Origin of the sequence: Variovorax sp. UC122_21 (genome assembly GCF_044056785.1) — a bacterium.
Classification (GTDB): Bacteria; Pseudomonadota; Gammaproteobacteria; order Burkholderiales; family Burkholderiaceae_C; genus Variovorax.
Map to the genome: position 1 here is coordinate 6,364,384 of NZ_CP172004.1, position 25,581 is coordinate 6,389,964.

The 25,581-nt window shown below is 70.4% G+C and carries 21 protein-coding genes and 2 pseudogenes; 14 read left to right on the plus strand and 9 right to left on the minus strand.

The window, feature by feature from the left end:
- Nucleotides 1-42: 42 nt before the first annotated feature.
- Nucleotides 43-1,632: a phospholipase D family protein gene (locus ACHMXE_RS42690; protein WP_395349444.1), complete on the minus strand. Its 1,590-nt coding sequence runs from the start codon at nt 1,630-1,632 to the stop codon at nt 43-45.
- Nucleotides 1,633-1,741: 109 nt separating this feature from the next.
- Here ACHMXE_RS42690 and ACHMXE_RS42695 point away from each other — a divergent pair, with 109 nt between their 5' ends.
- Nucleotides 1,742-2,971 carry a nucleoside recognition domain-containing protein gene (locus ACHMXE_RS42695; protein WP_203203636.1) on the plus strand — a complete coding sequence of 410 codons (1,230 nt, stop codon included), beginning with the start codon at nt 1,742-1,744 and terminating at the stop codon, nt 2,969-2,971.
- On the opposite strand, the gene ACHMXE_RS42700 is transcribed toward ACHMXE_RS42695, so the two are convergent.
- The 5 genes and pseudogenes from ACHMXE_RS42700 to ACHMXE_RS42720 form a co-directional block, all read right to left on the minus strand.
- The gene (locus ACHMXE_RS42700; RefSeq protein WP_395349445.1) at nt 2,953-4,641 is read right to left on the minus strand and encodes an aldolase/citrate lyase family protein; all 1,689 of its coding nucleotides are present in this window, start codon (nt 4,639-4,641) and stop codon (nt 2,953-2,955) included. The genes ACHMXE_RS42695 and ACHMXE_RS42700 overlap by 19 nt on opposite strands.
- A pseudogene (locus tag ACHMXE_RS42705) lies at nt 4,641-5,829 on the minus strand (CaiB/BaiF CoA transferase family protein). Before ACHMXE_RS42705 ends, ACHMXE_RS42700 begins: the two are co-directional and overlap by 1 nt.
- On the minus strand, nt 5,820-6,839 hold the full coding sequence (locus ACHMXE_RS42710) for an acetyl-CoA hydrolase/transferase family protein (protein ID WP_395349446.1): 1,020 nt from the start codon (nt 6,837-6,839) through the stop codon (nt 5,820-5,822). Before ACHMXE_RS42710 ends, ACHMXE_RS42705 begins: the two are co-directional and overlap by 10 nt.
- Before the next feature lie 273 nt (nt 6,840-7,112).
- Entirely contained in the window at nt 7,113-7,577 is a 465-nt protein-coding gene (locus tag ACHMXE_RS42715) for a MaoC family dehydratase (RefSeq protein WP_203203631.1), read from the minus strand.
- 44 nt (nt 7,578-7,621) lie between these two features.
- Nucleotides 7,622-8,923 (minus strand): CaiB/BaiF CoA transferase family protein, encoded by a 1,302-nt coding sequence (locus ACHMXE_RS42720; RefSeq protein ID WP_395349448.1) that lies wholly within the window; start codon nt 8,921-8,923, stop codon nt 7,622-7,624.
- Nucleotides 8,924-9,081: 158 nt separating this feature from the next.
- Here ACHMXE_RS42720 and ACHMXE_RS42725 point away from each other — a divergent pair.
- The 3 genes and pseudogenes from ACHMXE_RS42725 (at nt 9,082) to ACHMXE_RS42735 (ending at nt 11,976) form a co-directional block, all read left to right on the plus strand.
- A pseudogene (locus ACHMXE_RS42725) lies at nt 9,082-10,247 on the plus strand (acyl-CoA dehydrogenase family protein).
- Between the two features lie 72 nt (nt 10,248-10,319).
- The gene (locus tag ACHMXE_RS42730) at nt 10,320-11,288 is read left to right on the plus strand and encodes a Bug family tripartite tricarboxylate transporter substrate binding protein (RefSeq protein WP_395349449.1); all 969 of its coding nucleotides are present in this window, start codon (nt 10,320-10,322) and stop codon (nt 11,286-11,288) included.
- Between the two features lie 7 nt (nt 11,289-11,295).
- Nucleotides 11,296-11,976 carry a nitroreductase family protein gene (locus tag ACHMXE_RS42735; RefSeq protein WP_395349450.1) on the plus strand — a complete coding sequence of 227 codons (681 nt, stop codon included), beginning with the start codon at nt 11,296-11,298 and terminating at the stop codon, nt 11,974-11,976.
- Nucleotides 11,977-11,979: 3 nt separating this feature from the next.
- Here ACHMXE_RS42735 and ACHMXE_RS42740 read toward each other — a convergent pair whose 3' ends face one another.
- Entirely contained in the window at nt 11,980-13,974 is a 1,995-nt protein-coding gene (locus tag ACHMXE_RS42740) for an alkyl/aryl-sulfatase (RefSeq protein ID WP_395349451.1), read from the minus strand.
- Nucleotides 13,975-14,081: 107 nt separating this feature from the next.
- On the opposite strand from ACHMXE_RS42740, the gene ACHMXE_RS42745 reads away from it, so the two are divergent.
- The 5 genes from ACHMXE_RS42745 (at nt 14,082) to ACHMXE_RS42765 (ending at nt 17,993) form a co-directional block, all read left to right on the plus strand.
- Complete coding sequence (locus ACHMXE_RS42745; RefSeq protein ID WP_395349452.1) at nt 14,082-15,005, plus strand: LysR family transcriptional regulator; 924 nt, start codon at nt 14,082-14,084, stop codon at nt 15,003-15,005.
- A 30-nt stretch (nt 15,006-15,035) separates the two neighbouring features.
- On the plus strand, nt 15,036-15,545 hold the full coding sequence (locus tag ACHMXE_RS42750; RefSeq protein WP_395349453.1) for a flavin reductase family protein: 510 nt from the start codon (nt 15,036-15,038) through the stop codon (nt 15,543-15,545).
- Nucleotides 15,542-16,048, plus strand: coding sequence for a BON domain-containing protein (locus ACHMXE_RS42755; protein ID WP_395349454.1), 507 nt, complete (start codon nt 15,542-15,544; stop codon nt 16,046-16,048). Before ACHMXE_RS42750 ends, ACHMXE_RS42755 begins: the two co-directional genes overlap by 4 nt.
- An 87-nt stretch (nt 16,049-16,135) precedes the next feature.
- Entirely contained in the window at nt 16,136-17,038 is a 903-nt protein-coding gene (locus tag ACHMXE_RS42760; RefSeq protein ID WP_395349456.1) for a DMT family transporter, read from the plus strand.
- Between the two features lie 13 nt (nt 17,039-17,051).
- Complete coding sequence (locus ACHMXE_RS42765; protein ID WP_395349457.1) at nt 17,052-17,993, plus strand: glutaminase; 942 nt, start codon at nt 17,052-17,054, stop codon at nt 17,991-17,993.
- 206 nt (nt 17,994-18,199) lie between these two features.
- On the opposite strand, the gene ACHMXE_RS42770 is transcribed toward ACHMXE_RS42765, so the two are convergent.
- Nucleotides 18,200-19,399, minus strand: a complete 1,200-nt coding sequence (locus tag ACHMXE_RS42770; RefSeq protein ID WP_395349458.1) for an AGE family epimerase/isomerase — start codon at nt 19,397-19,399, stop codon at nt 18,200-18,202.
- Nucleotides 19,400-19,493: 94 nt separating this feature from the next.
- Nucleotides 19,494-20,480, minus strand: coding sequence for an NAD-dependent epimerase/dehydratase family protein (locus ACHMXE_RS42775; RefSeq protein WP_395349459.1), 987 nt, complete (start codon nt 20,478-20,480; stop codon nt 19,494-19,496).
- Between the two features lie 96 nt (nt 20,481-20,576).
- Here ACHMXE_RS42775 and ACHMXE_RS42780 point away from each other — a divergent pair, with 96 nt between their 5' ends.
- From ACHMXE_RS42780 to urtC, 5 genes are all read left to right on the plus strand, one after another.
- Complete coding sequence (locus tag ACHMXE_RS42780) at nt 20,577-21,506, plus strand: LysR family transcriptional regulator (protein WP_395349460.1); 930 nt, start codon at nt 20,577-20,579, stop codon at nt 21,504-21,506.
- Nucleotides 21,503-22,003, plus strand: a complete 501-nt coding sequence (locus tag ACHMXE_RS42785; RefSeq protein ID WP_093343804.1) for a hypothetical protein — start codon at nt 21,503-21,505, stop codon at nt 22,001-22,003. The genes ACHMXE_RS42780 and ACHMXE_RS42785 overlap by 4 nt, the downstream gene beginning before the upstream one ends.
- 411 nt (nt 22,004-22,414) lie before the next feature.
- On the plus strand, nt 22,415-23,563 hold the full coding sequence (urtA, locus tag ACHMXE_RS42790) for an urea ABC transporter substrate-binding protein (protein ID WP_395349461.1): 1,149 nt from the start codon (nt 22,415-22,417) through the stop codon (nt 23,561-23,563).
- 50 nt (nt 23,564-23,613) lie between these two features.
- Entirely contained in the window at nt 23,614-24,516 is a 903-nt protein-coding gene (gene urtB / locus ACHMXE_RS42795; RefSeq protein ID WP_209540345.1) for an urea ABC transporter permease subunit UrtB, read from the plus strand.
- Between the two features lie 10 nt (nt 24,517-24,526).
- Nucleotides 24,527-25,576: an urea ABC transporter permease subunit UrtC gene (gene urtC, locus ACHMXE_RS42800; protein WP_203203612.1), complete on the plus strand. Its 1,050-nt coding sequence runs from the start codon at nt 24,527-24,529 to the stop codon at nt 25,574-25,576.
- Nucleotides 25,577-25,581: the final 5 nt, after the last annotated feature.

Below are 25,581 nucleotides of genomic sequence, written 5' to 3' on the forward strand. Positions count from 1 at the left end.
GCGAGCCCGCAGCCGGGGATTCTGCCTGCGCGCCGAGGCGTTTCAGAGCAGCTCTTCGCCTACGATCGGCAGCAGCAGCCAGTTCTTGAAGCGCAGCCAGATGAACTCGCCGGGCTCGTCCTCGTGGACGATGTCGCCGCCCGCGTCGTCGTACTCGAGCCACTGGACGCGGCGGCCGTCGGGCCCCAGCCGCAGGCGGTAGCCGATGTTGACGCGCGCGGTGGTGCGCATCAGCCGGTCGTAGTCGTTGACCATGTCGGGGCTGTCGATCACCAGCCCCATCTCGGTGTTGACCGCGGCCGAGCGGTGGTCGAGGTTCATCGAGCCGACGAAGAAGCGCTCGTCGTCCACGATCGCGAGCTTGGCGTGCAGCCGGCTGATGGTCTTGCCGAAGTCGCCGAACTGGCCCGAGCGCCCGCTGAGCAGCGGCGCGATCTCGAAGATGTTGACGCCGATCTTCAGCATGTCGGCGCGGTAGCGCTCGTAGCCCGCGTAGGCCAGCGGCTCGTCGGTGGCGCCCAGCGAATTGGTGATCACCGTGATGCGCGCGCCCGAGGCGATGTTCTTCTTCATCTGCGCCATGCCGCGCGCGCCCGGGATGAAGTAGGGCGAGGCGATCTTCACGTCGTGCTGCGCCGAGTCGATGACGCCGAGCGCGCCCTCGGTCACGCTGCCGCGGTAGGCCTGCTCGGGCTTGCGCGTGATCTTCTCGGGGTCGTCCACGAACAGCGTGAACGGCGCCCAGTAGCGGTCGAGCTTGCCGGTGATCAACTGCTCGCCCACGGGCGACTTGTCGAGGATGTCGCGCGGGCGGATCGGCACGTCGGGCACCGCCGTGCGCGCGATCTCGTCGAAGCGGCGCTGCGCCGCCTCGGGCGTCATCGCCAGCGGCGCGATGTTCTCGATCGGGCGCACGTGCGGGCTGTTCCAGTAGCGGTCGAAGCCGTCCGACATCTGGCGCACCACCGGGCCGCAGGAAATCACGTCCATGTCGATGAAGTTCGCCGCGGTGCTGCGCATGAAGTACTCGTTGGCGATGTTGCGCCCGCCCGAGACCGCGAAGCTGTTGTCGGCGATCAGCAGCTTGTTGTGCATGCGGTGGTTGATGCGGCCGAAGTCGGTGATCGACAGCGCCAGCCGCGTGGCCAGCGAGCTCGAGCGCGAGGGCAGCGGGTTGAACAGCCGCACCTCCACGTTCGGGAAGGCCGAGAAGGTGCTGAAGACCTCGTCCGCGCCGCCGGTGTAGAGGTCGTCGACCAGCAGGCGCACGCGCACGCCGCGCGCGGCCGCCTCGCGCAGCTCCTTGAGGAACAGCAGGCCGACGTCGTCGTTCTCGATCAGGTAGTACTGGACGTCGAGCGACTTCTCGGCGTGGCGCGCCAGCGAGATGCGCGCGTCGAAGGCGAAGGCCGCCTCGGGCAGCAGCCGGAAGCCCGACAGCGGGGTTTCGCTGCCGCCCGGCGCGTCCTTGTACGCGAGCTGGCCCAGCTCGGTCTGCCTCACGTCGGTGAAGGCCAGGGTCGGCGGCTTGTCGGGCGGCGGCGGCGGCAGGCTCGCGCAGCCCGAGATCCATGCGGCCGCGGCGCACAGGGCGAGCACGGCAAGGCGGCGGCGAAGCGGGGTGGCGGGCATGGCTCGAAATGTAGCTCGCGGCGGTGACGAACGTCACCCCTATGATCGACGCGGCGCCACGGGCGCGTGCGAGGGTAAGAGAAGGCTAAGAAAAAGGGGTCGGAAAAGAGTGCTCAACGGCTTGTGGCTGGGTTTCTTTCTGGTGGCGGCGCTGGCCGCCTTCGGCCGCTGGCTGTTCGGCGGCGACCCGGCCGTCTTCGCGGCGCTGGTCGAGAGCCTGTTCGCGATGGCGAAGCTCGCGGTCGAGGTCATGGTGCTGCTGTTCGGCACCCTCACGCTGTGGCTGGGCTTCCTGCGCATCGCCGAGGCGGCCGGCCTCGTGGCCTGGCTCGCGCGCATGCTCGGCCCGCTGTTCCGCCGGCTGATGCCCGGCGTGCCGGCCGGCCATCCGGCGCTGGGCCTGATCACCATGAACTTCGCGGCCAACGCGCTGGGCCTGGACAACGCCGCCACGCCGATCGGCCTGAAGGCGATGCGCGAGCTGCAGCGGCTCAACCCCGACCCGGTCACGGCCACCAACGCGCAGATCCTGTTCCTGGTGCTCAACGCCTCCTCGCTCACGCTGCTGCCGGTCACCATCTTCATGTACCGCGCGCAGCAGGGCGCGGCCGATCCCACGCTGGTGTTCCTGCCGATCCTGCTGGCCACCAGCGCCTCCACGCTGGTCGGGCTGCTGTCGGTGGCCGCGGTGCAGCGGCTCAGGCTGTGGGACCCGGTGGTGCTGGCCTACCTGCTGCCCGGCGCGCTGCTGCTCGGCGGCTTCATGGCCCTGCTGGGCACGCTCTCGGCCGCGGCCATCGCCGCGCTCTCCTCGCTGCTGGGCAACCTCACGCTGTTCGGCGTGCTCGTCGCCTTCCTGCTGGCCGGCGCGCTGAAACGCGTGAAGGTCTACGAATGCTTCATCGAGGGCGCCAAGGAAGGCTTCGACATCGCGAAGAACCTGCTGCCCTACCTGGTGGCGATGCTGTGCGCGATCGGCGTGCTGCGCGCCTCGGGCGCGCTCGACCTCGCGCTCGAGGGCGTGCGCTGGCTGGTGCATGCGGGCGGCTTCGACGCGCGCTTCGTCGACGCCCTGCCCACCGCGCTGGTCAAGCCCTTCTCGGGCAGCGCGGCGCGCGCGATGCTGATCGAGACCATGAAGAGCCAGGGCGTCGACAGCTTCCCCGCGCTCGCGGCCGCCACCATCCAGGGCAGCACCGAGACCACCTTCTACGTGCTGGCCGTGTACTTCGGCGCGGTCGGCATCCAGCGCGCGCGGCACACGGTGGCCTGCGCGCTGCTGGCCGAGCTGGCGGGCGTGGTCGCGGCGATCGCGGTCTGCTACTGGTTCTTCGGCTGAAGACCGGCGTCGGGCAGGTGCGCCGCGATCTCCTCGCGCATGATGCGCGCGAGCTCTTCACGGCGCGGCTGGATCCTGAACATCGGACCGCCCACCAGCAGCGCGAACTGGCGCTGCCCCACCTGCAGCGGCAGCGCCACGCCGCCGAGGTCGGCCGTGAACTCCGCGGCGCCCTCGAACCATCCGCGCTGGATCGAGCGCGCGATCTCGATCTCGACCGCCTCCACGCTCATCAGCGTGGTCGGCGTGTAGCGCTCGAACACGGCCTTGCGCAGGACGGTGGCGCGGTCGGCGTCGGACAGCTGCGACAGCAGCGCGCGGCCGGTGGCGGTGACGTGCAGCGGCACCAGCTTGCCGGGCGCGGCCGAATAGCGCACGGCATGCGGCGACTCGACCGCGTCGATGAACAGCGCCTGGCCGCCGCTGATGGCGCCGAGCACGGCCGTCTCCTGGGTGCGTTTCGACAGCGCCTCCAGCAGCGTGCGCAGGCTCGGCGGCAGCGGCGCGGCGCGTTCGATCGCATCGATCAGCTGCTGCCAGCGCGGCGAGGGATAGACGCCTTCGCGCGCGCGCGGCTCGTAGAGGTAGCCGCGATTGGCCAGCGTGCCCAGCAGGTTGAAGGTGCTCGAGCGCGGCCAGCCGAAGTGCTTCGAGATCTCGGCCAGCGTGGCCGGCCGTCGATGCGTCGCGAAGAACTCGATCAGCTCCAGGGCGTTGACGACCTGCTTGACATCCACGGATGAAAATTTCCTTCTGACTGACGACGGAGTGAGGCTCGGTACCGGCGGGAAGTCTAGCCGGAGCCCACCGGCCCGCCCGGAGCGGCCAGGCCCAGGATGCGGCGCGCCTGCACCTCGTGCGGCCGGTCGATCATCCGGCCGTCGAGGCTCGCCACGCCCGCGGGCGTGGCGGCGAGCGCGTCCAGCACGGCGCGGGCCCAGTGGCGCTCGGCCTGCGACGGCTCGAAGGCCGCGTTGACGATGGCGCACTGGTCCCGGATGGATCGCCGCCTTGGCGCGAAAGCCGTCGATGCGCGCGGCCGAGGCCTCGGCGCGCAGGCCCTCGGCATCGGCGAAGTCGGTATAGACCGCGTCGATGGCCATCACCTCGGCGGCCGCGGCGCCGAGCAGGCACAGGTTGCGCGCGAGCTCGAACGGCGCGCGGTAGCGCCCGTCCGTGCGGTTCGACGATGCGCCCAGCGCGCCCGCCAGGTCCTCGGCGCCCCACATCAGGCCGCACAGCCGCGCGCTGCTTCCCGCATAGCCGGCGAGCCCCAGCACGGCGGCCGGCGTCTCGGTCGCCACGGCGATGATCGAGGTGCGGCCCGGCGGCAGCCCGAGGGCCGCCTCCATGCCGTCGAGCACGTGGTCGAGGCGGACGATGTCCTCGCGCCCCGCGCACTTCGGCAGCACCACGCCATCGGGCCCGCCGGGCATCACGGCGCCGAGGTCGGCGAGCGTGAGGCCGGTGTCGAAGGCATTGACGCGCACGAACACCCGACGCCCGCCCCGCTCACGGCCCAGGGCCTCGCGCGCCAGCCGCCGGGCCTCGTTCTTGCGTTGCGGCGCCACCGCGTCCTCGAGGTCGAGGATCAGCGCGTCGGCCGCGCTCGTGAACGACTTGTCGATCTTGCGCGGGCTGTCCGCGGGCACGAAGAGGAAGGATCGCATCAGGGCATCTCTTGGGATTGGGAATCGAGGGCGCCGGCGACCGCGCCGGCCTGCAGGAGGCCATCGAGCCGGTCGCCACCGATGCCCCAGGCGCGCGCGACGGCCAGGCCGCCCGCGCCGGTTTCGGGTGGCGGGCGCTGGATCGCGCCCGGCGTGCGCGACAGCCGCGGCGCCGGCGCGGGCTGCGCGACGCCGTCGACCCGCACGAAGCTCGCGCGCGCCCGGTTGTGCGGATGCGCCACCGCCTGCTCGTGCGACAGCACGGGCGTGACGCAGGCATCGCAGTCCTCGAACAGCGCGCACCAGTCGGCCTGCGTGCGGCCGCGCGAACAGCGCGCCGAGCATGGCCTTGGCCGCGGGCCAGGTGGCAGGATCGTCGAGCCCCGCGAGCGCATCGGGCGCGAGGCCGGCGCGTTCGGCGAACACCGCGCGGAACTTGCGCTCGATCGCGGCGAACGCGACCCAGGCGCCGTCCGCGCAGCGGTAGACCTCGTAGAACGGCGCGCCCGAATCGAGCAGGTTGCAGCCGCGCGGCGCCGCGTGCATGCCGGCTGCATAGAGGCCGAAGAACGAGGTCATGAGCAGGGCCGCGCCTTCGACCATCGAGGCATCGATGACCTGGCCGCGGCCCGAGCGGCCGCGCTCGACCAGCGCGCAGGCGATGCCGAAGGCCAGGTTCAGCGCCCCGCCCGCATAGTCGCCGACCAGGTTCAGCGGCGGCGTCGGCGCCTGCCCGGCCCGGCCCATGGCATGGAGCGCGCCGGCCAGCGCGATGTAGTTGAGGTCGTGGCCCGCGGCGCGGCTCATCGGGCCATGCTGCCCGTAGCCGGTCATGCGGCCATAGACCAGCGCCGGCTGGCGCGCCAGGCAGGGCTCGGGGCCGAGCCCCAGCCGCTCCATCGTGCCGGGCCGGAAGCCCTCGACCAGCACGTCGGCCGCGCCGGCGAGATCGGCCGCGAGCGCCACGCCCTCCGGCGCCTTGAGGTCGATCGCGATCGAGTGCTTGCCGCGGTGCGGCAGCTCGAAGCGCCGCGGCCGCGGCAGCCCGATGTCGACCGCCTCCCTGCGCTCGACCAGCAGCACCTCGGCACCCATGTCCGCGAGCAGCATGCCGCACAGCGGCCCCGGGCCGATGCCCGCGAACTCGAGCACGCGAATGCCCGCGAGCGGTCCCTGCGTCAGTGCCATGCCCTTCTCCCCCCGATGGATGCGCGCCAGCCGCGCGCCAGCGTTTCGCGGAATTCGGGCGCGGCGATCGCGATCAGCCGCTCGGCCCGCTGGTCCAGCGTGGCGTGGCGCAGGTCGGCGGCGCCGAATTCGGTGACGACCAGGTCCACGTCCGCGCGGCCGATGGTGGCGGGGTTGCCCGCGAGGTCGAGCACGATGCGGCTGCGCCGTCCGCCGTCGGCGGTGGCCGGCAGCACCGTGATGGCGCGCCCGCCCGGCGACTGCCGCGCGGCGCGCGCGAAATCCAGCAGGCCGCCGACGCCGCCGCGCTGGCGCCCGCCGATGGCCTCGCAGTTGACCTGGCCCGAGAGGTCGACCTCGAGCGCGCCATTGATCGCGCACAGGCGGTGCAGCCGCGCCATGACTTCAGCCGCGTGCGTGTAGCAGGCGGGGCGCACCTCGACGGCCCGGTTGTCGTCGACCCAGCGATAGAGCTCGGCGCTGCCGATCACGGTGTTGGTCACCGAGATGCCGGCGTCGATGCCCTTGCGGCTGTTGTTCGCCGCGCCCGCGCGCACGAGCCGCGCGCCGGCATCGCCGAGCACGCCCGAATCGATGCCCAGATCGCGGTGCCCGCCGAGTTCGGCCAGCGCGGCATCGGGCAGGCTGCCGATGCCGGTCTGCAGCGTGGCGCCCTCGGGGATGGCGGCCGCGACGTGGCGCGCGATCGCCTGCTCCACCGGCCCGGAACGCGCCGGCGCCAGCTCGACCGGCGGGCCGTCGGCCGCGACCCAGTGATCGACGCGCAGGTCGCCCGGCAGCGCCGCGCCATGGGTCCAGGGCACGGCCGGACTCACCTCCGCGATCACCACGCGCGCGCGCCGCGCGGCGGCCAGCGTGTAGTCGTTGGCCAGGCCCAGGCTCGGCGGCCGGTGCGCTCCGCCCGGCGCCACCTGCAGCAGCACCACGTCGGCGCGCAGCGTGCCCTCGGCGAACAACCCGGCCAGCAAGGCATAGCGCTCGGGCAGCACCTCGAGCAGGCCGCGGTCGGCCAGGCCGGCAGGTGCGCGCCATCGCGCCGTACGAGACGAAGCGCATGCCTTGCGGCACCGGGCCGTCGAAGCTCGTCGACAGGGTGGTGCCGAGGAACACCGTCGAAGGCAACGCCGTGCCGTCGTCCGCCATCAGCCGCCGCGTCAGCGTCAGCGGCTCGGCCGCGGCCTGGCCGCAGACGATCCAGTCGTCCGCGCGCAGCAGGCCGCGCAGGTCGAAGTCGCGCGCATCGACCGGCGACGACCCGCCCGTCATGCGAGGGCCGGCTCGGGCTGTCGGCGCATGAAGGCGGCGCGCTGGCAGACGCAGACGATCTCGCCGCGCTGGTTGTAGCCGCGATGCTCGAAGTCGACGATGCCCGCGTCGGGCCGCGACTTCGACACGCGCTTGCTCTTGACCGTGGTCTCGATGCGCAGCGTGTCGCCCGCGAACACCGGCTTCGGGAACGTGACCTCGCGCATGCCGAGGTTGCCGATGGTGGTGCCCAGCGTGGTCTCGCTGACCGACAGGCCGATGACCAGCGCCAGCGTGAAGGTGCTGTTGACCAGCGGCCGGCCGAACTCGGTCTTGGCCGCGAACTCGACGTCCAGGTGCAGCGGCTGCGGATTCATGCTGAGCACGGTCGCCAGCAGGTTGTCGGTTTCGGTGACGGTGCGCGTGGTCGCGTGCTGGAAGATGTGTCCGATCTCGAACTGCTCGAAGTAGAGGCCTGCCATGGTGGGTCCTGTGCGTGGGTGGAAGCGGAAGAGGAAAACGGATCTCAGTCGCGCGGTCCGGGGCGGCCATCGACCGTGCTGCCTTCGGCCAGCATCGCGTCGATGCGCTCGGCATCGAAGCCGGCCTCGGCCAGCAGCTCGACGCTCTGTTCACCGATGCGCGGCGCATGCCGCCGGATCGAGACGTCGGCGCTGCTCCAGCGCGTGCTGGGCCGCATCTGCACGATGCGGCCTTCGGACGGATGCTCGCCGCGCTCGAAGAAGCCCACCGCCTCGAGGTGCGGATCGACCAGCAGGTCGTCGATCGAATTGACGCGCGCGCACGGCACCTCGTGCGCGCGGCACAGCGCGAGCCACTCGTCGGTGCTGCGGGTGGCGATGATCTCGGCGAGCTGCGCGTAGGTCGCGTGGTAGTTGCTGGCGCGCGCGCTCTGGCTGCCCAAAAGCGGATTGCTGTCGATCTCGTCGGCGCGGCCGATCGCGGCGTAGAAGGCCCGGAACTGCTTGTCGTTGTAGGGCGTGGCGGCGATGTAGCCGTCGAGCGTCCTGTAGGGCCGGCGGTGCGGCGTGAGCAGGCGGCTGTAGCCCGACTCGCCGATCGGCGGCTCGAAGGCCTGCCCGTTGAGATGGTCGCCGAGCACGGTCTGCACCAGCGTCTCGAACATCGGCACCTCGATCGCCTGGCCGATGCCGGTGCGCTCGCGCATCAGCAGCGCGGCCAGCGTGGCGTGCGCCGCGGTCAGCCCGGTCACGCGATCGGCGACGGTCATCGGCACGAACACCGGCTCGTCCAGGCCCGCGCGCACGAACAGGCCCGACACGCCGGCGCCGGCCTGGATGATGTCGTCGAAGGCCGGCTGGTTGGCATAGGGGCCGTGCTCGCTGTAGCCCACGAGCGCGACGTACACGATCGACGGATTGATCGCGCGCAGGTCCTCGTAGCCGAGCCCGGCGCGCTGCATCGCGGCCGGACGCACGTTGTGGATGAACACGTCGGCCGAGCGGCAGAGCGCGAACAGCGCCTCCTTCGCGGCCGGCTGCTTGATGTCCAGCACGATGCTGCGCTTGTTGCGGCCGTTCGCCAGGTACATCGCCCCCATGCGCGGCGTGCGCGCCATGCCGGCGTGGCGCATCACGTCGCCCTCGGGCGGCTCGACCTTGATGACGTCGGCGCCGTAGTCGCCCAGCACCTGGGTCGCGACCGGGCCCATGAGCACCGTGCTCATGTCGACGATGCGGAAGCCCGCGAGCGGCGCGGGCGTGGGGGAACTGTCATGCGTCTCCTGAGGATTGTTCTTTGTCGTGTACGAATAGTACACATACATGAACAATATCGCCAAGCTCATGAAACGCTTTTCCTGAATCGACAAGCTCTTTTGAGTTCGAGTTTTTGCTCGCCCCCCAGAGGAAGAGCATCTCCATCGGCGATCAGTCTAGGTGTTCTCCCTCATGTCAATATTGAACACATAGATGAATGATTGGGTTTTCAACCTGTCGCCCGTCCATGAATTTCCAGCTCAGCGCCGAACAGGAATCCATCCGCGATTCCATCCAGAAGATCTGCCGCCGTTTCGACGATGCCTACTGGCTCGAACGCGACCGGGAAGGCGGCTTCCCCACGGCGTTCGCCGACAGCCTGGCCAAGGACGGCTGGCTGGGCATCTGCATTCCCGAGCAATACGGCGGCTCGGGGCTCTCGATCGCGGATGCGGCCGTGATGATGCAGACCATCTCGCGCTCGGGCGCCGGGATGTCGGGCGCCTCGGCGGTGCACATCAACGTGTTCGGGCTCAACCCCGTGGTCGTGTTCGGCAGCGAAGCCCAGAAGCAGCGCATGCTGCCGCCGATGGCGCGCGGCGAGGTCAAGACCTGCTTCGCCGTGACCGAGCCGAACACCGGCCTCAACACCACCCAGCTGCGCACGCGCGCACAGCGCCGCGGCGACCGCTACGTGGTCAACGGCAGCAAGGTCTGGATCTCGACCGCCCAGGTCGCGCAGAAGGTGCTGCTGCTCGCGCGCACCACGCCGCTGGAGGAGGTCGAGAAGCCCACGCACGGGCTCACGCTGTTCTATACCGACCTCGACCGCAGCCGCATCGAGGTGCGCGAGATCGAGAAGATGGGCCGCAAGTGCGTCGACTCGAACGAGCTGTTCATCGAGGATTTCGAGATCCCGGTGGAGGACCGCATCGGCGAGGAAGGCCGCGGCTTCGAATACATCCTGCACGGCATGAACCCCGAGCGCGTGCTGATCGCCGCCGAGGCGGTCGGCCTGGGCCAGCTCGCGCTCGAGCGCGCCACCGCCTATGCCAACGAGCGCGTGGTCTTCAACCGCCCGATCGGCCAGAACCAGGGCATCCAGCATCCGCTGGCCCGCAACTGGATCGAGCTCGAGGCGGCCTGGCTCATGGTGATGCAGGCGGCCTGGCAGTACGACAGCGGACTGCCCTGCGGCGCGGCCGCGAACGCCGCCAAGTACCTGGCCGGCGAGGCCGGCTTCAATGCCTGCCAGCAGGCGGTGATGACGCACGGCGGCTTCGGCTACGCGAAGGAATACCACGTGGAGCGCTACCTGCGCGAGATCATGATCCGCGCATCGCGCCGATCAGCCCCGAGCTGGTGCTGTGCTTCATCGCGGAGAAGGTGCTGGGGCTGCCCAAGTCCTACTGAGACACACGGCACGCACGCCACGCATCGACCGACCGGACCCACAACAAGCCCTCAGCGGCACAGGAGACACGCATGCAGATTCTGGATTCCTTCCTGGCGAAGGCGCTCGCCGCGGGCGCGCTCGCCCTGGCCTGTGCCGCGGCCTCGGCCCAGCCCTATCCGGCCAAGCCGATCCGCGTCGTCGTGCCCTTCGCCGCGGGCAGCGGCACCGACGTGATGACGCGCGTGCTCATGGAGGACGTGCACAAGGGACTCGGCGCCCCGATCGTGATCGACAACAAGCCCGGCGCCAACGGCTCGATCGCCGCCGAGGCCGTGAGCAAGGCCGCGCCCGACGGCTACACCCTGCTGCTCGGCACGAGCTCGGCCCACTCGGCCAATCCCTGGCTCTACAAGAAGCTCAACTACGCGCCGATCAAGGACTTCACCGCGATCGCGCGCACCACCAACTTCCCGTTCGTGCTGGTGGTCAATGGCACCTCGCCCGTGACCAACGTCGCCGACTTCCTCAAGACCGTGCGCGGCGGCGCGAAGAACACCATGGGCTACGGCAACGCCACCGGCCAGGTGGCGGGCGCCCACCTGATGAACGTCGGCAAGTTCTCGGCGATCGCGGTGCCCTACCGCAGCACGCCGCCGGCGCTGGTCGACCTGGTGGGCGGCCAGTTCGACTTCATGTTCGTGGACCTGGCGTCGTCGCAGGGGCTGGTCAAGGACGGCAAGGTGCGGCCGCTGGCCATGATGGCCGACAAGGGCTCGGTCCTGATGCCGGGCCTGCCGGCGCTGGGCGAGACCTTTCCGGGCTTCTCGTACATCGCCTGGGGCGGACTGATGGGGCCGGCCGGCATACCGCCGGACATCGTCGCGAAGCTCAGCGCCGAAGTCGTCAAGTCGCTCAACAAGCCCGCGATCAAGGAACGCTTCGCGGCGCTGGGCCTCGAGCCCTATCCCGCGCCGCCCGAGGAGTTCGCGCGCTTCATGGTCGAGCAGGAAGCGGCCTGGGGCACGCGCATCAAGGACGCGGGCATCCAGGCGGAGTGAGGAGGCGTTGAGCGCATCCGAAGCCCGGACCCTCGCGCAGCTGGCGTCGCGCCGCCGCAGCTGCCGGGCCTTCCTGGGCGAGGCGCTGCCCGACGCCACCATCGAGCGCCTGTTCGAGACCGCGCGCCACACGGCCTCGTGGTGCAACACGCAGCCCTGGCGCATCGTCGTGACGCGCGGCGCGGGCACCGAGCGCTTCCGCGCGGCCATGCAGGCCGCGGCGCGCGCGCAGCCGCCGGCCAGCGACTTTCCCTTTCCCGCCGAGTACCGCGGCGTGCACCTCGAGCGGCGCCGCGAAGCCGGCCTGCAGCTCTACGACGCCGTCGGCGTGCGCCGCGGCGACCGCGACGCCTCGGCGATCCAGGCGCTGCGCAACTTCGACTTCTTCGGCGCGCCCCATGTGCTGGTCGTCACGGTGCCGGCTGAGCTCGGGCCCTATGCGCTGGTCGACGCCGGCGGCTGGGTCGCGAACTTCCTGCTGGCGGCCGAGGCACACGGCGTCGCGGCCATCGCGCAGGCCGCGCTGGCGCGGCACGCCGCGGCGATCCGCGCGCATTTCGGCCTGCCCGTCGACCAGCAGGTCGTGTGCGGCATCTCCTTCGGCCACGCCAATGCGGACGATCCGGCGAACGGCTACAGGACCTCGCGCGTGCCCGTCGATGCCTGCCTGCAATGGTCGCGCGACTAGCGATCAGGGCCGCGGCTCCACCACCGGAAACATCGGCTCGAAGCTGTCGAGCATCGCCATCAGCTCGGCCAGCTTCGCGCGGTCGCCCTCGATGCGCACCTGGCCGGCCAGCACCGCGGCCGGAAAGCTGGTCTGCTTCAGCGTCACGGCGTCGAGCGTGGCGCGGCTCAGCGTCACCGTGGCGTCGGCATCCGGCTGCCGCCCGGCGATGTGGGTCAGGGCCGAGTTCTCGAGCGTCAGCACGAACTGCTGCTTCGAATCCGTGAAGTTCCAGTCGATGACCAGCCGCTTGCCCTCGGCCTTCGCGGCATCGAGGCGCACGCCGAGGTAGTCGAAGAACAGGTCGTTGCTCACGGCCTTGAGCGTGTCGGCGTTGGCGGTGCCGCCCGACGGGATCTTCGGCACGCCGTTGCGCAGCTCCATCGCGCCCACCAGGTAGGCGCTGCGCCAGGTGCCGGCCTCCGACTGGTAGCCCAGCTGCTCGAGCGCGTCGGCGCCGAGCTCGCGCGCCGCGCGGTTCGAGGGATCGGCATAGACCACCTGGCTCATCGCGCTCGCGACCCAGCGGTACTCGCCCCTGGCGAAATCGCCGCGGGCGCGCGCGATCACCGCCTCGGCGCCGCCCATGTACTCGACCGTCTTGCGGGCCTGGGCCACGGGTGGCAGCGGATTCAGGTTGGCGGGATCGGCGTCGTGCCAGCCCAGGTACTTCTGGTAGACCGCCTTCGCGTTGTGCCGCAGGGTGCCGTAGTAGCCGCGCGCCGACCATTCCTGTTCGAGGCTCGCGGGCATGCGCAGGGTTTCGGCGATGTCGGCCGCGGTGTAGCCGTGGTTGAGCAGGCGCAGCGACTGGTCGTTGATGAACTTGTACATGTCGCGCTGCTTCTTCAGCAGCTCGACGATGCGCTCGCGCCCCGTGGTGGGCCAGTGGTGCTGGGCGATCAGCACATCGGTCCTGTCGCCGAAGGCCACGCGCGCCTGGTCGATGTACTTCGACCACAGGCTGCCGTCGCGCACCTCGGCGCCGCGGATGGTGTAGAGGTTGTGCATGGTGTGCGTCACGTCCTCGGCCATGTTGAGCACGCGGAACTGCGGCAGGTACATGAGCATCTCGGACGGCGCTTCCGAGCCCGGCACGAGCTGGAACACAAACTGCACGCCGTCGATGGTGCGCTCCTCGGTCGGCTTGTCGATGGTGGCGGTGGGCGCGATCAGCGTGACGGTGCCGCGCGCCAGCGCCTTGCCCAGCCCGGTGTCGACCTGGCCGCGCACGCCCGGCGGCAGCAGCGAGCCGAACTGGTACTGCGAGCGCCGGCTGATCGCGTTGCCCGCGAGGATGTTCTCGGCCACCGCGGTCTCCATGAAGCCCGAGGGCGCGATCACCTGCACCTTGCCGGCCGCCACGTCGGCCTCGTCGACCACGCCCTTGACGCCGCCGAAGTGGTCGGCATGGCCGTGCGTGTAGACCACGGTGCCGACCGGCTTGCGCGGCCGGTGCTGGTAGTACAGCGCGAGCGCGGCGCGCGCGGTCTCGGCGGCGAGCAGCGGGTCGATCACGATCAGCGTGCTGTCGCCCTCGACGATGGTCATGTTCGCGATGTCGAAGCCGCGCACCTGGTAGACCCGATCGGTCACGCGGAACAGCCCGTGGATCGCATTGAGCTGCGCCTGGCGCCACAGGCTCGGGTTGACGCTGTCGGCCGGCGCGTCGGCCTGCAGGAAGCCGTAGGGCTTCATGCTCCAGGCCGGGCGCTCGCCGGCGCCGGGCACCAGCGCGTCGGGCACGGTGCCGATGAAGCCGCGCATCGCGTCCTCGAAATCGCGGCGGTCGGCGAAGGGCAGCGTCTTCGCGAACTCGGCGTTGGCGGCCAGCGTGGCGGGCTCCGGCGGCTTGGGCGCGAGGGGCGTTGCCGGCTGCGCGAAGGCCATGGCGCAGGCCAGCGCGGCGCAGGCGGCGGCGGCGCGATGCGCGCGTGGAAGGACGGGGAGGAGATGCATGGTGCGGCCTGGCGCGAAGCTGGAAAGTGGCGCGATTCTGGGCAGCCCCCAAACCATTGGCAAATGCAAAATACGTCGATCGATTTGAAGAAAAACACAAGATCGCCATGCAGCTGCGCCAGCTCCAGCACCTCGTCGCCCTCGCCGAGCAGGGCAGCTTCGGCCGCGCGGCCCAGGCCTCGCACCTCTCGCAGCCCGCGCTCTCGCGCAGCATCGAGGCGCTCGAGGAGGGCCTGCAGGTCCGGCTGATCGACCGCGCCTACGGCACGGTGCGCTTCACGCAGGCCGGCGAGCTGGTGCTGGCGCGCGCCCGCGAACTGCTCATCGACGCGCGCCAGCTCAAGGAGGACGTGCTGCAGCTCGAGGGCCTGGCCGCCGGCAGCCTGCAGGTGGGCCTGGGTCCGTTCGCGGCCGGCATGCTCGGGCGCGCGGCGCTGACCTTGCTGGTGCAGCGGCATCCGCAGCTCTCGGTGCGCACCGAGGTGGCCGACACCGCCACCCTGGCCGAGCGGCTGCACCGGCGCGAGATCGACCTGTTCATCGCCGACACGCGCGACCTCGCGCGCCAGGGCGGCCTCGAGACCATGCGGCTGCCCGACGTGCCGGTCTCGTTCTTCGTGCAGCCGCGCCATCCGCTGCGCAAGCTGGCGTCGGTCACGCTCGAGCAAGCGATGGACTACCCGGTCGCCGGCCCCAGGCTGCCCGCGCGCGTGGCCACTCAGTTCGAACGCCAGGCGAAGCGCGCCGGCCGCGGCGTGTTCAACCTGGTCTGCGACGACACCGGCACCCTGCGCCATCTCGCGCTCACGGCGCGCGCCGTGGTGCTGGCGCCCGATGCGCCGGCCTTCCGCCACGAGACCCGGCCGCTGGTGCCATTGCCCATCGCGGGCCTCGAAGGCATGCGCACCCACTACGGCCTGGTCACGCTCGCGGGCCGCACGCCCTCGCCGGCCGCGGCCGCCTACACCCGCTTCGTGACCGAGGTGATGTCGGCCGCGCCGGGGGCGGGAAGGACGGGTGCGCCAGAATAGGCCCCTGCCCTCCACCGTTCCCGCTCCTTCGTGACCACCTTGCGCAGCGCCCAGCCGCCCACCTTCTCGTCCGCTGAATTCCGCGCGGCGCTCGGCATGTTCGCCACCGGCGTGACCATCGTCACTGCGCGCGCGGCCAACGGCGCGCTGGTCGGGCTCACCGCCAACTCCTTCAATTCGGTCTCGCTGTCGCCGCCGCTGGTGCTCTGGAGCCTGTCGCGCAGCGCCGCCTCGATGGCCGCGCTGCGGGCCGGTTCGCACTACACGGTCAACATCCTCGCGGCCAGCCAGAAGACGCTGGCCGAGCGCTTCGCCACCAAGGACATCGATCGCTGGGCCGACGTGGCCTTCACCGAGGGCCTGGGCGGCGCGCCGGTGCTCGCGGGCGCCGCGGCGAGCTTCGAGTGCTTCAACCGCAGCCGCTACGACGAGGGCGACCACGTGATCTTCGTCGGCGAGGTGGAGCGCTGCAGCCACGACGCCGGCGCCTCGCCGCTGTTGTTCCACGGCGGCCGCTTCTACACGGAACATCCCTTGTGAAGCACGCGGCGCCGGTGCTCGCCCTGCTGTGCGCCGTGGCCGCGCCGCATGCGGCGAGCGCGCAGGACGCCGCCTCGCCTGCCAAGCAGAACTGGTTCGACGATCCCTTCTTCCGCGTCTCGGCCGGACTGCCGGGCTGCCCCGAACCCGAAGGCCCGTTCTACACGGCCGAGGAGCGCCGCATCCAGATCCATTCGCGGCTGGAGCGCGGCACCAGCTGTTGGCTCGCGGGCAAATGCAGCGACAGCAACGCCTACCGCTACGACAAGTCGCTCGCGCCCAAGGTGCGCGCCGCGCTCGAGGCGGTGCCGGGCCTGCGCCAGGGCAGCGTGTGGGTCATGGTGCAGCGGCGCTGGGTCTACCTGCAGGGCTGCGTGCCCTCGCCCGCGCTGGCGCGCCAGCTCGAACGCGCGGCGCGCGCGCTGCCCGACGTCGAGGCGGTGGTGCCCGACCTGATGGTGGGCACGCGCGGCAAGCCGCCGTACCCGGTCGCGGGGCGCTGAGCGCGCATCGATGAAACGGCCGCGCGCTAGGATCGCCGGCACCGCCCCCGCATCCCCGCGGGCTGGCCCTCCCCCCACGAACAACAGATGACCCAGAGAAAAACCCACCTCGACGCGCTCGCCATCGGCCTGCTCGTCGTCTGCTGCGCCTTCTGGGGCCTGCAGCAGATCCTCATCAAGACCACCGTGGCCGAGGTGCCGCCGATGTGGCAGGCCTCGATGCGCATGGCCGGCGCGGTCGTGCTGCTGGGGCTGTGGTGCGCCTGGCGCAAGGTGCCGCTGTTCGAGCGCGACGGCACGCTGCCCGGCGGGCTGCTCGCGGGGCTGCTGTTCGCGGGCGAGTTCGCGGGCATCTACCTGGGGCTGCAGCTCACCAGCGCCTCGCGGCTCACGGTGTTCCTCTACACGGCGCCGTTCTGGGTCTCGCTGTTCCTGCCGCGCTGGGTGCCGGCCGAGCGGCTGCGCGGGCTGCAGTGGGCCGGGCTCGCGATCGCCTTCGCGGCCGTGGTGCTGGCCTTCAGCGAAGGCTTCGGCCATACCTCCTCGTCGCAACTGCGTGGCGATGCGCTGGCGCTCGCCGCCGGCATGCTGTGGGGCCTGACCACGCTGACCCTGCGCGCCACCAGACTCGCCACCGCGAGCGCCGAGAAGACGCTGTTCTACCAGGTCGCCGTGACGGCCGCGGTCTGCCCCATGATCTCGCTGGCGCTCGGCGAGACCTGGGGCACGCACTACTCGGCCTGGGCCTGGAGCTCGATCGCTCTGCAGACCGTGATCGGCGCCTTCGCGAGCTACCTCGCGTGGATGTGGATGCTGCGCCACTACCCGGCCACGCAGATGTCTTCCTTCACCTTCCTCACGCCGCTGTTCGCGCTGGTGTTCGGCGTGCTGCTGCTGTCCGAGCCGCTCACGCCGCAGCTGGTGGTGGCGCTGGCCGGCGTGGCGGTGGGCATCGTGCTGGTGAACCGCGGCGGCGCGCGTCGCGCCTGAAGGAACGAGCGACATGGCGACATCCACCCGATTCCAGCCCGTGCTCGACGAGATCGCGGCCGCGATACAACCGCTGCTGGGCCAGGCCGGCACGGTGGCCCGCTACATCCCCGCGCTCGCGCGCGTCGACGCGCGGCAGTTCGGCATCGCGCTGCGCACCTGCGACGGCGAGGAGGCCGCGGCCGGCGATGCCGACACGGCGTTCTCGATCCAGAGCGTGTCGAAGCTGTTCACGCTCACGCTCGCGATGCAGGCCGTGGGCGACGCGCTGTGGGAGCGCATCGGCCGCGAGCCCTCGGGCAATCCGTTCAACTCGCTGGTACAGCTCGAGAACGAGCAGGGCAAGCCGCGCAATCCCTTCATCAATGCCGGCGCGATCGCGGTCGCCGACCGGCTCGTGAGCCATGCGCGCGCCGAGGGCGGCAGCGCCAAGGCGCGCATCCTCGCGCTCATGGGCAGCCTGGCCGGCGAGCCCGTGGGCTTCGACGAGGAAGTCGCGCGCTCGGAGGCCGAGACCGGCTTTCGCAACGTGGCGCTGGCCAACTTCATGAAGAGCTTCGGCAAGCTCGACAACGACGTGACCGAGGTGCTCGACACCTACTTCCACCAGTGCTCGCTGCGCATGAGCTGCCGCCAGCTCGCGCGCGCCGCGGGCTACCTGTGCCGCGACGGCGCGCACCCGATCGACGGCGAGGCCGCGATCACCAGCGAGCGCCAGACCCGGCGCATCAACGCGCTGATGCTGACCTGCGGCACCTACGACGCCGCGGGCGACGTGGCCTTCTCGATCGGCCTGCCCTGCAAGAGCGGCGTGGGCGGCGGCATCGTGGCCGTCGTGCCCGACCGGCTCACGCTCAGCGTGTGGTCGCCCGCGCTCGATGCCACCGGCAACTCGCTGCTGGGCATGAAGGCGCTCGAGATGTTCGTGGCGCGCACGGGGCTGTCGGTGTTCTGAAATGAAACGCCAACAGCCGGACGCAGAGGACGCGAAGATTTCGCGAAGAACGCAAAAGAGAAATTCAAAATTTTTCTTGCCTTCCTTTCGCGTCCTTCGCGCAACCTTCGCGTCCTCTGCGTCCGGAAGTCCGCTTCCGTCTTTGATCCCACCGGCCGTTTCATGCGATGCGGGTGGCGCGCAGCGCCATGGATGACTGAGTTGCTTCAAGCGCCGAGGGCGCGCAGCACGTCGTGGCAGGCGCCCATCGTGTGGTAGTCGGTCTTGCCGGCCGGGCTCTTCTCGTCGCCCAGCTTGCGGTTGTCGCGCGACAGGATGCGAAACCAGGCGCCATGCTCGTGATCGACCATGTGCCGCCAGGCGTAGTCCCAGATCCGGTCGTACCAGTCCCAGTAGCGCGACTCGCCGGTGCGCACCGCGAGCAGCGCGGCGGCCGCGAAGCTCTCGGCCTGCACCCAGAAGTACTTGTCGCCGTCGTAGAGCGCGCCCGCGGGATCGAAGCCGTAGACCAGGCCGCCGAAATCGGCATCCCAGCCGTGGCGCATCGCCGCCTCGAACAGCGACTGCGCGCGCGGCAGCATCCAGTCCGTTGCCACGCCCCGGCCGGCGAGCAGGCCCTCGAGCTGCAGCAGCAGCTTGGTCCACTCGGTCAGGTGGCCGGTCTGGAAGCCCCAGGGCTTGAAGATGTCGGCGCGGTTGCCGCGGTTGTGGTCGGCATCGACCGACCAGTCCTCGCGGAAGTGCTCCCAGACCCGGCCGCCGGTCAGGTCGGCCTGGCGCAGCGCGATCGCCTGCGCCAGCGTCAGCGCGCGATCCAGGTACTTCGCGTCGCCCGTGGCCTCGAAGGCCGCCATCATCGCCTCGCAGGCATGCATGTTGGCGTTCTGGCCGCGGTAGGGAGACACGGTCCAGTCGGCAGTGGCTTCGTTCGCGTAGAGCTGATGGCGCGGCTCCCAGAAATGCTGTTCGAGCAGTTGCCAGGTGCTTTCGATGCCCGCGCGCGCCTCGTCCACGCCGGCCATCGCCGCATGCGCATGCGCGAGCAGCACGAAAGCCAGGCCATAGCAGTAGTGGGTGTCGTCGCGCACCTGCGCGCGGCCCTCGTGCCAGTCGAGCTCCCACAGGTAGCCGCCTTGCGGATGCGCATGGGCGCGCTGCAGGAACGCGAGGCCGTGGCGCGTCGCCGCCAGGTGCTCGGGCCGGCCGAAGCGGCGCCAGGCGGTGGCGTTGTTGAAGACGAAGCGCGTGCTGCTCACCAGGTGGCGCGTGCGGCGGTCGTAGACCGTGCCGTCGTCCTTGAAGAAGTGGAAGAAGCCGCCGTGCGGATCGAGGCTGCGACCGTCGTAGAACGCGAGCGTGTGCTGCACGTGGCCGATCAGGAAGTCGGGCGAGCGGAAGTCGGGCATGGCGAGAAGGGCTGGGTTGCGATGGCTGAGCGCGGCACCTCAGGCTATCAGCATCCCGGCCCGATCGTCGAAAAACGACGCCCTTGCGCAGCACTCAGACCAGCGCCGCGCGCGGCCCCGCCTGCAGGCAACCCATGCCTTCGAGCGCGGCCTCGACCGCCTCGTCGAGCGGCGTGTGCGGCTCGCGGCCGAGCAGCGCCACCAGCTTCGCGTTGTCCATGGCCACGGGCGTGCGCCACAGGTAGCGCATCTCGCGGAGCTCGCGGAAGGTGGCGACGAAGGGCGAGGCCAGCAGCAGCGGCCACCACGGGAAGGCCGACACGCGCACCTGCGTGCCGGTGCGGCGCGCCACCACGCGCCGGATCGCATCGGCCATGCGCGTGCCGTCGGCATCCCAGTGGCCCGCCATGTGGAAGCGGGCGAAGGGCTCGAGCCGGTCGCGCCGCGCCAGCAGCTCGACCATGGTGCGGGCCACGTCGGGCAGGTACGACCAAAGGTGGCCGACACCGGCATCGCCGGGATAGCTCACGCCCCCGACCGGCTGCCCCGCCTTCACCAGCCCCTGCGAGAACCAGTTGTTGCCGGCCTTCGGGCCGAAGAAGTCGCCGGCGCGCACGATCAGCACGCGCGCGCCCTCGCGGCTCGCGGCTTCGAGGCGCCGCTCCATCTCGACCCGGATCGCGCCCTTGCGCGTGGCCGGATGCTGGGGCGCGTCCTCGGCCAGCAGCGGGAAGGCATCGGCGCCGTAGTTGTAGACGCTGCCGGGCAGCACGATGGTCGCGCCCTCGGCCCTGGCGGCCGCGATCGTGTGGTCGAGCATCGGCAGCACCAGCTGCGACCAGCGGCGGTAGCCGGGCGGATTGACCGCATGCACGATGACCGCGCAGCCGCGCGCGGCCTCGCGCACGTCGCGTGCCTGCATCGCGTCGCCGCCCACCCAGTCGATGCCATCGCGGCGCTGCGACGCCGCGCTGCGCTTCATCGCGCGCACCCGCCATCCCGCGTCGCGCAGCTGGCGGGCCACTTCGCCGCCGATGCCGCCCGTCGCGCCCAGAACCAGAACCGTGTCGTTGCTTGCCATGAAACATCTCCAGAACAGTGATCGATGGATGAATTCTGGGCAGGGTCGGGTTCGAATGGAATTGCCGAACATGAGCCATCGGCCATACATTTATGCATGACCTGGACCATCAGCTGGGAGCTCTACCGCTCCTTCCTCGGCGTGCTGCGCGAGGGCTCCCTCTCGGGCGCGGCGCGCGCGCTCGGCATCACGCAGCCCACCGTCGGACGCCACGTCGCGGCGCTCGAGGAGGCGCTCGAGGTGGTGCTCTTCACGCGCTCGCAGGTCGGGCTGCTGCCCACCGAGGTGGCGCTGGCGCTGCGCACGCACGCCGAGGCCATGGAGAGCACGGCCGCCTCGCTGCAGCGCGCGGCCAGCGGCCAGGGCGAAGGCGTGCGCGGCGTGGTGCGGGTGTCGACCAGCGAGGTGGTCGCGGTGGAGGTGCTGCCGCCGATCGTGGCGAAGCTGCGCGAGGCCCATCCGGCGCTCAAGGTCGAACTGGTGTCGACCAACCGCGTGCAGGACCTGCTGCGGCGCGAGGCCGACATCGCGGTGCGCATGGTGCGCCCGCGCCAGGAACAATTGGTGGCGCGCCGCATCGGCGACATCGAGCTGGGCTTCCATGCCCATCCCGACTACCTCGCGCGCCACGGCACGCCGCGCACGGCCGAGGAGCTGATGCGCCACACGCTGATCGGCTACGACCAGCCCACGGCCTTCGTGCGCGACGCGATCAAGTCCTTCAAGGGCTTCACGCGCGACGCCTTCTCGCTGCGCGCCGACAGCGACCTCGCGCAGTTGGCGCTGATCCGCGCGGGCGCCGGCATCGGCGTGTGCCAGGTCGCGCTGGCGCGGCGCACCCCGGCGCTGGTGCGGCTGCTGCCGCGCGCGCTGTCGCTGAAGCTCGAGACCTGGGTCACGATGCACGAGGACCTGCGCGCGAGCCCGCGCTGCCGCGTCACCTTCGACGCGCTGGCCGAGGGGCTGCAGGCCTACATCGCCGGCCAGGGGACAATGGCACGCGCAAGAACCTCCGCCTCCGAATGACCGACACGACCCCGACCACCGAATCCGACGACATCCTCCCGCTGCAACAGGACCGCCTCTGGCGCGACGAGCGCTGGACCGCCCGCATCATCAAGAACGAGGAAGACGACGGCTGGGCCGTCGAGATGACGCGCCATGGCGACCCCGAGCCCGCGCTGGTCGGCCCCTGGACCATGGGCCGCGACAAGAAGAACCCCAAGCCGCTCGACGGCCCCGCCTTCTCCACCCTGGTGAAGACCGCGGCCGAGGTGATCCGCCGCCACGAGCAGCAGCTGCACGCCACGCTCAACCGCAGCGTGACCGTGAGCGCCGGCGACCGGCGCATCCGCGTCACGCTGGCCATCGTGCCCGACGAGGACAACCCCTCGGCCACGCTGAGCGCCTTCGACGAGGCCGACGACAGCGAGCTCGCGCGCGTGAACGTGCCGGCCTCGTTCAAGCTCAGCGCCACCAGCGCCTCGGCCTGGATCGACGCGGACTTCGCGCGGCCGCGCTGACCCCGCGCAAAGCGACCTCCGGCGCGCCTGTGCGCGCAAATAGCACAGTCCCCGCCAGCCCGCCAATCCGCACAACAACGTATTTGCAGACCGGCGCGGGTTGAGAAGAATCCGCCGCAACGAGCAATCGTTACCAGTCATGCGACGCCCGCTGCCAATGCTGCCAGCGAGGTGTCGGGCAACAAGGCCCGAATCGGTTTGAACACCGGTTCGGGCCTTTTTGTTTTTTCGGTCGCAACAGGGCTTTCGTCGAAACGGATGCATGCATCCGCTGGCGGAGCTTTGCCCGAAGCAAAGGCACTGGCGACGAAGCGCTCGTTTGCAGGGCCGCGTGGCGGGAGGAGACACCCGAAGCGCGGTTCCGAAGGTCGGATCTTCCTGACGACTCGCACAACCACAAAGGAATTTGACATGACGAACGCTTTCAACCGCCGCCAGATCGTGAAGACCGGCGGCTCGATGATCGTGCTGGGCGCCGCGAGCGGCATGGCGCCGCTGGCCTTCGCGCAGGACGGCGGCACGGTGAAGCTCGGGCTGCTGCATTCGCTCTCGGGCACGATCGCGATCGCCGAGGCCTCGCTGGTCGACGCCGAGAAGCTCGCGATCGAGGAGATCAACGCCGCCGGCGGCGTGCTCGGCAAGAAGATCGAGGCCGTGGTGGAAGACGGCGCGAGCGAGAACCCGGTGTTCGCCGAGAAGGCGCGAAAGCTGCTCGAGCGCGACAAGGTGGCGGCCATCATCGGCTGCTACACCTCGGCCTCGCGCAAGGCGCTGCTGCCGGTGCTCGCCCAGGCCAAGGGCCTGCTGTTCTACCCCACCTACTACGAGGGCCAGGAGCAGGACAAGCGCGTGTTCTATCCCTCGCAGGAAGCCACGCAGTCGGTGATCGCGGCGGTCGAATGGATGGCGCGCGAGAAGGGCAAGAACTTCTTCCTCGTGGGCTCGGACTACATCTATCCGCGCACCTGCAACAAGATCGCCAAGCCCGCGATCGCCAAGGCCGGCGGCAAGGTGCTCGGCGAGGAATACGCGCCGCTGGGCCACACCGAGTTCTCCTCGATCATCAACAAGATCAAGGCCGCCAAGCCCGACTGCATCTACAGCACGGTGGTCGGCGGCTCGAACGTGGCCTTCTACAAGCAGCTGCGCGCGGCCGGGCTCGACGGCACGAAGCAGGTGCTGCTGTCGACCGTGGTGTCGGAGAACGAGATCGAGGGCATCGGCAAGGACAACGCCGCCGGCTACTACGCCTGCATGGGCTACTTCCAGAGCATCAAGTCGCCGGCCAACGAGAAGTTCGTGAAGGCCTTCAAGGCCAAGTACGGCCAGGACCGCGTGATCGGCGACCCGATGGAGGTGGCCTACAACAGCGTCTACCTCTGGAAGCTGGCGGTGGAGAAGGCCAAGTCCTTCGAGGTCGACAAGGTCACGGCCGCCGCCGCGGGCGTGGAGATCGAGGCGCCCGAGGGCACGGTGCGCGTGCACGCCACCAACCACCACGTGTGGAAGAAGGTGCGCGTGGGCCGCGCGCGGCCCGACGGGCAGTTCGACATCGTCTGAGAATCGCCGCAGCTGGTCGAGCCCAACCCGTTCCCGAAGGTCTGAGCGCGATGAACTTCGACATCGCGGTGATGCAGGTGTTCAACGGCGTGAGCCTGTTCACCATCCTGCTTCTGATGGCGATCGGGCTGGCCATCGTGTTCGGCCTGATGGGCGTCATCAACATGGCGCACGGCGAGCTGATGGCGCTCGGTGCCTACATGACCTACCTGGCGTCGCGCTTCTTCGAGCACTACGCGCCGGGCTTCATGGACCTCTACCTGTTCGCCGCGATCCCGTTCGCGTTCGCCGTGACCTTCGGGTTCGGCTATGTGCTGGAGCGCGGCTTCATCCGCTTCTTCTACGACCGGCCGCTCGACACCCTGCTCGCGACCTGGGGCCTGAGCCTCATGCTGCAGCAGGCCTACCGCTCGCTGTTCGGCGCGCAGGAAGTCAGCGTGCCGCTGGCCTCCTGGCTCGCCGGGGCGTGGGAACCGACGCCGGGCATCCAGCTGCCGCTCACGCGCCTGTTCATCGTCGGGCTCACGGCCATCGTCGCCATCGGCGTCTACCTGCTGCTCTACCGCACCTCCTGGGGGCTGAAGGTGCGCGCGGTGACGCAGAACCGCGCGATCGCGGGCGCGGTCGGCATCGACACGCAGCGCGTCGATGCGCTGACCTTCGCGCTGGGCTCGGGCCTCGCGGGCATCGCGGGCGCGGTGTTCACGATGATCGGCTCGACCAACCCCGGCACCGGCCAGCTCTACATCGTCGACTCCTTCATCGTGGTGGTGTTCGGCGGCGTGCAGAGCCTGATCGGCACCGCGCTCTCGGGCTTCGCCATCGCGCAGTCGCAGACCTGGCTCGAGTACCTGATGAGCGGCTCGATGGCCAAGGCCACGATCCTGCTGCTGGTGATCGCGGTGCTCTACGTGCGGCCCAACGGGCTGTTCGCGACCCGATCGAGGAGCTGAGCGCATGGGCATGAAGCTTTCTCCCCAACGCCGCGGCGACCTCGTCGGGCTGGCGGCCGTGCTGCTGCTGCTGGCCGTGGTGCTGCCGGCCACGCTCGATCCGTTCCGCCTCAACCTCGTGAGCAAGTACCTGGCCTTCGCCTTCGTCGCGATCGGCGTGGTGCTGACCTGGGGCTACGGCGGCGTGCTGAGCCTGGGCCAGGGCCTGTTCTTCGGCCTCGGCGGCTACATGATGGCGATGTTCCTCAAGCTCGAGGCCTCGGCGCCCGAGCTGCCGGACTTCATGGTCTGGAGCAGCGTCGAGCAGTTGCCCTCGTGGTGGATCCCCTTCCACTCGCTGGGCTGGACCCTGGTCGGCATCCTCGCGATCCCGGCTCTGCTCGCCTACGTGTTCTCGTACGCGATCTTCAAGCGGCGCGTGAGCGGCGTGTACTTCGCGATCGTCACGCTGTCGCTGGCGCTCACGCTCACCGTGGTGGTGATCGGCCAGCAGGGCGACACCGGCGGCGCCAACGGCATCACCGACTTCCGCACGCTGCTGGGGTGGGACATCGCGGGCGACGCGGCCAAGCGGACCATGTACTTCATCGAGGTGGCGGCCGTCGCGCTCGCGATGATGGGCGCGCTGCTGATCGTGCGCAGCCGCTTCGGCAAGATCCTGATCGCCATCCGCGACCGCGAGGACCGCGTGCGCTTCAGCGGCTACAACACGGCGCACATGAAGGCCTTCGTGTTCGCGGTGGCGGCCCTGCTGTCGGCCATCGGCGGCGCCTTCTACAGCCTGCAGGTGGGGCTGATCGCGCCGGGCGTGATCGGCGTGGTGGCCTCGGTCGAGATGGTGATCTACGCGGCCGTGGGCGGGCGGCTCTCGATTCCCGGCGCGGTGATCGGCGCGCTCTTGATCGGCTTCCTCAAGTCCTACCTGTCGGAGACCTTCCCCGAGGGCTGGCTCTACTTCCTCGGCGCGGTCTTCATCCTCGTGGTGTGGGCGATGCCGAACGGCCTGGCGGGCCTGGGCGAGAAGCTGCTGCGCCGCCGCGGCGCGGAGGCCGCGCCATGAACGCG

Bases quoted from the DNA above. Each gene is read 5' to 3' on its own strand.
- ACHMXE_RS42690 (WP_395349444.1), bottom strand. From the start codon at position 1,632: ATGCCCGCCACCCCGCTTCGCCGCCGCCTTGCCGTGCTCGCCCTGTGC.
- ACHMXE_RS42700 (WP_395349445.1), bottom strand. From the start codon at position 4,641: ATGCGATCCTTCCTCTTCGTGCCCGCGGACAGCCCGCGCAAGATCGAC.
- ACHMXE_RS42715 (WP_203203631.1), bottom strand. From the start codon at position 7,577: ATGGCAGGCCTCTACTTCGAGCAGTTCGAGATCGGACACATCTTCCAG.
- ACHMXE_RS42720 (WP_395349448.1), bottom strand. From the start codon at position 8,923: ATGAGCTTGGCGATATTGTTCATGTATGTGTACTATTCGTACACGACA.
- ACHMXE_RS42730 (WP_395349449.1), top strand. From the start codon at position 10,320: ATGCAGATTCTGGATTCCTTCCTGGCGAAGGCGCTCGCCGCGGGCGCG.
- ACHMXE_RS42740 (WP_395349451.1), bottom strand. From the start codon at position 13,974: ATGCATCTCCTCCCCGTCCTTCCACGCGCGCATCGCGCCGCCGCCGCC.
- ACHMXE_RS42745 (WP_395349452.1), top strand. From the start codon at position 14,082: ATGCAGCTGCGCCAGCTCCAGCACCTCGTCGCCCTCGCCGAGCAGGGC.
- ACHMXE_RS42760 (WP_395349456.1), top strand. From the start codon at position 16,136: ATGACCCAGAGAAAAACCCACCTCGACGCGCTCGCCATCGGCCTGCTC.
- ACHMXE_RS42765 (WP_395349457.1), top strand. From the start codon at position 17,052: ATGGCGACATCCACCCGATTCCAGCCCGTGCTCGACGAGATCGCGGCC.
- ACHMXE_RS42770 (WP_395349458.1), bottom strand. From the start codon at position 19,399: ATGCCCGACTTCCGCTCGCCCGACTTCCTGATCGGCCACGTGCAGCAC.
- ACHMXE_RS42775 (WP_395349459.1), bottom strand. From the start codon at position 20,480: ATGGCAAGCAACGACACGGTTCTGGTTCTGGGCGCGACGGGCGGCATC.
- ACHMXE_RS42780 (WP_395349460.1), top strand. From the start codon at position 20,577: ATGACCTGGACCATCAGCTGGGAGCTCTACCGCTCCTTCCTCGGCGTG.
- ACHMXE_RS42785 (WP_093343804.1), top strand. From the start codon at position 21,503: ATGACCGACACGACCCCGACCACCGAATCCGACGACATCCTCCCGCTG.
- urtA (WP_395349461.1), top strand. From the start codon at position 22,415: ATGACGAACGCTTTCAACCGCCGCCAGATCGTGAAGACCGGCGGCTCG.
- urtB (WP_209540345.1), top strand. From the start codon at position 23,614: ATGAACTTCGACATCGCGGTGATGCAGGTGTTCAACGGCGTGAGCCTG.
- urtC (WP_203203612.1), top strand. From the start codon at position 24,527: ATGAAGCTTTCTCCCCAACGCCGCGGCGACCTCGTCGGGCTGGCGGCC.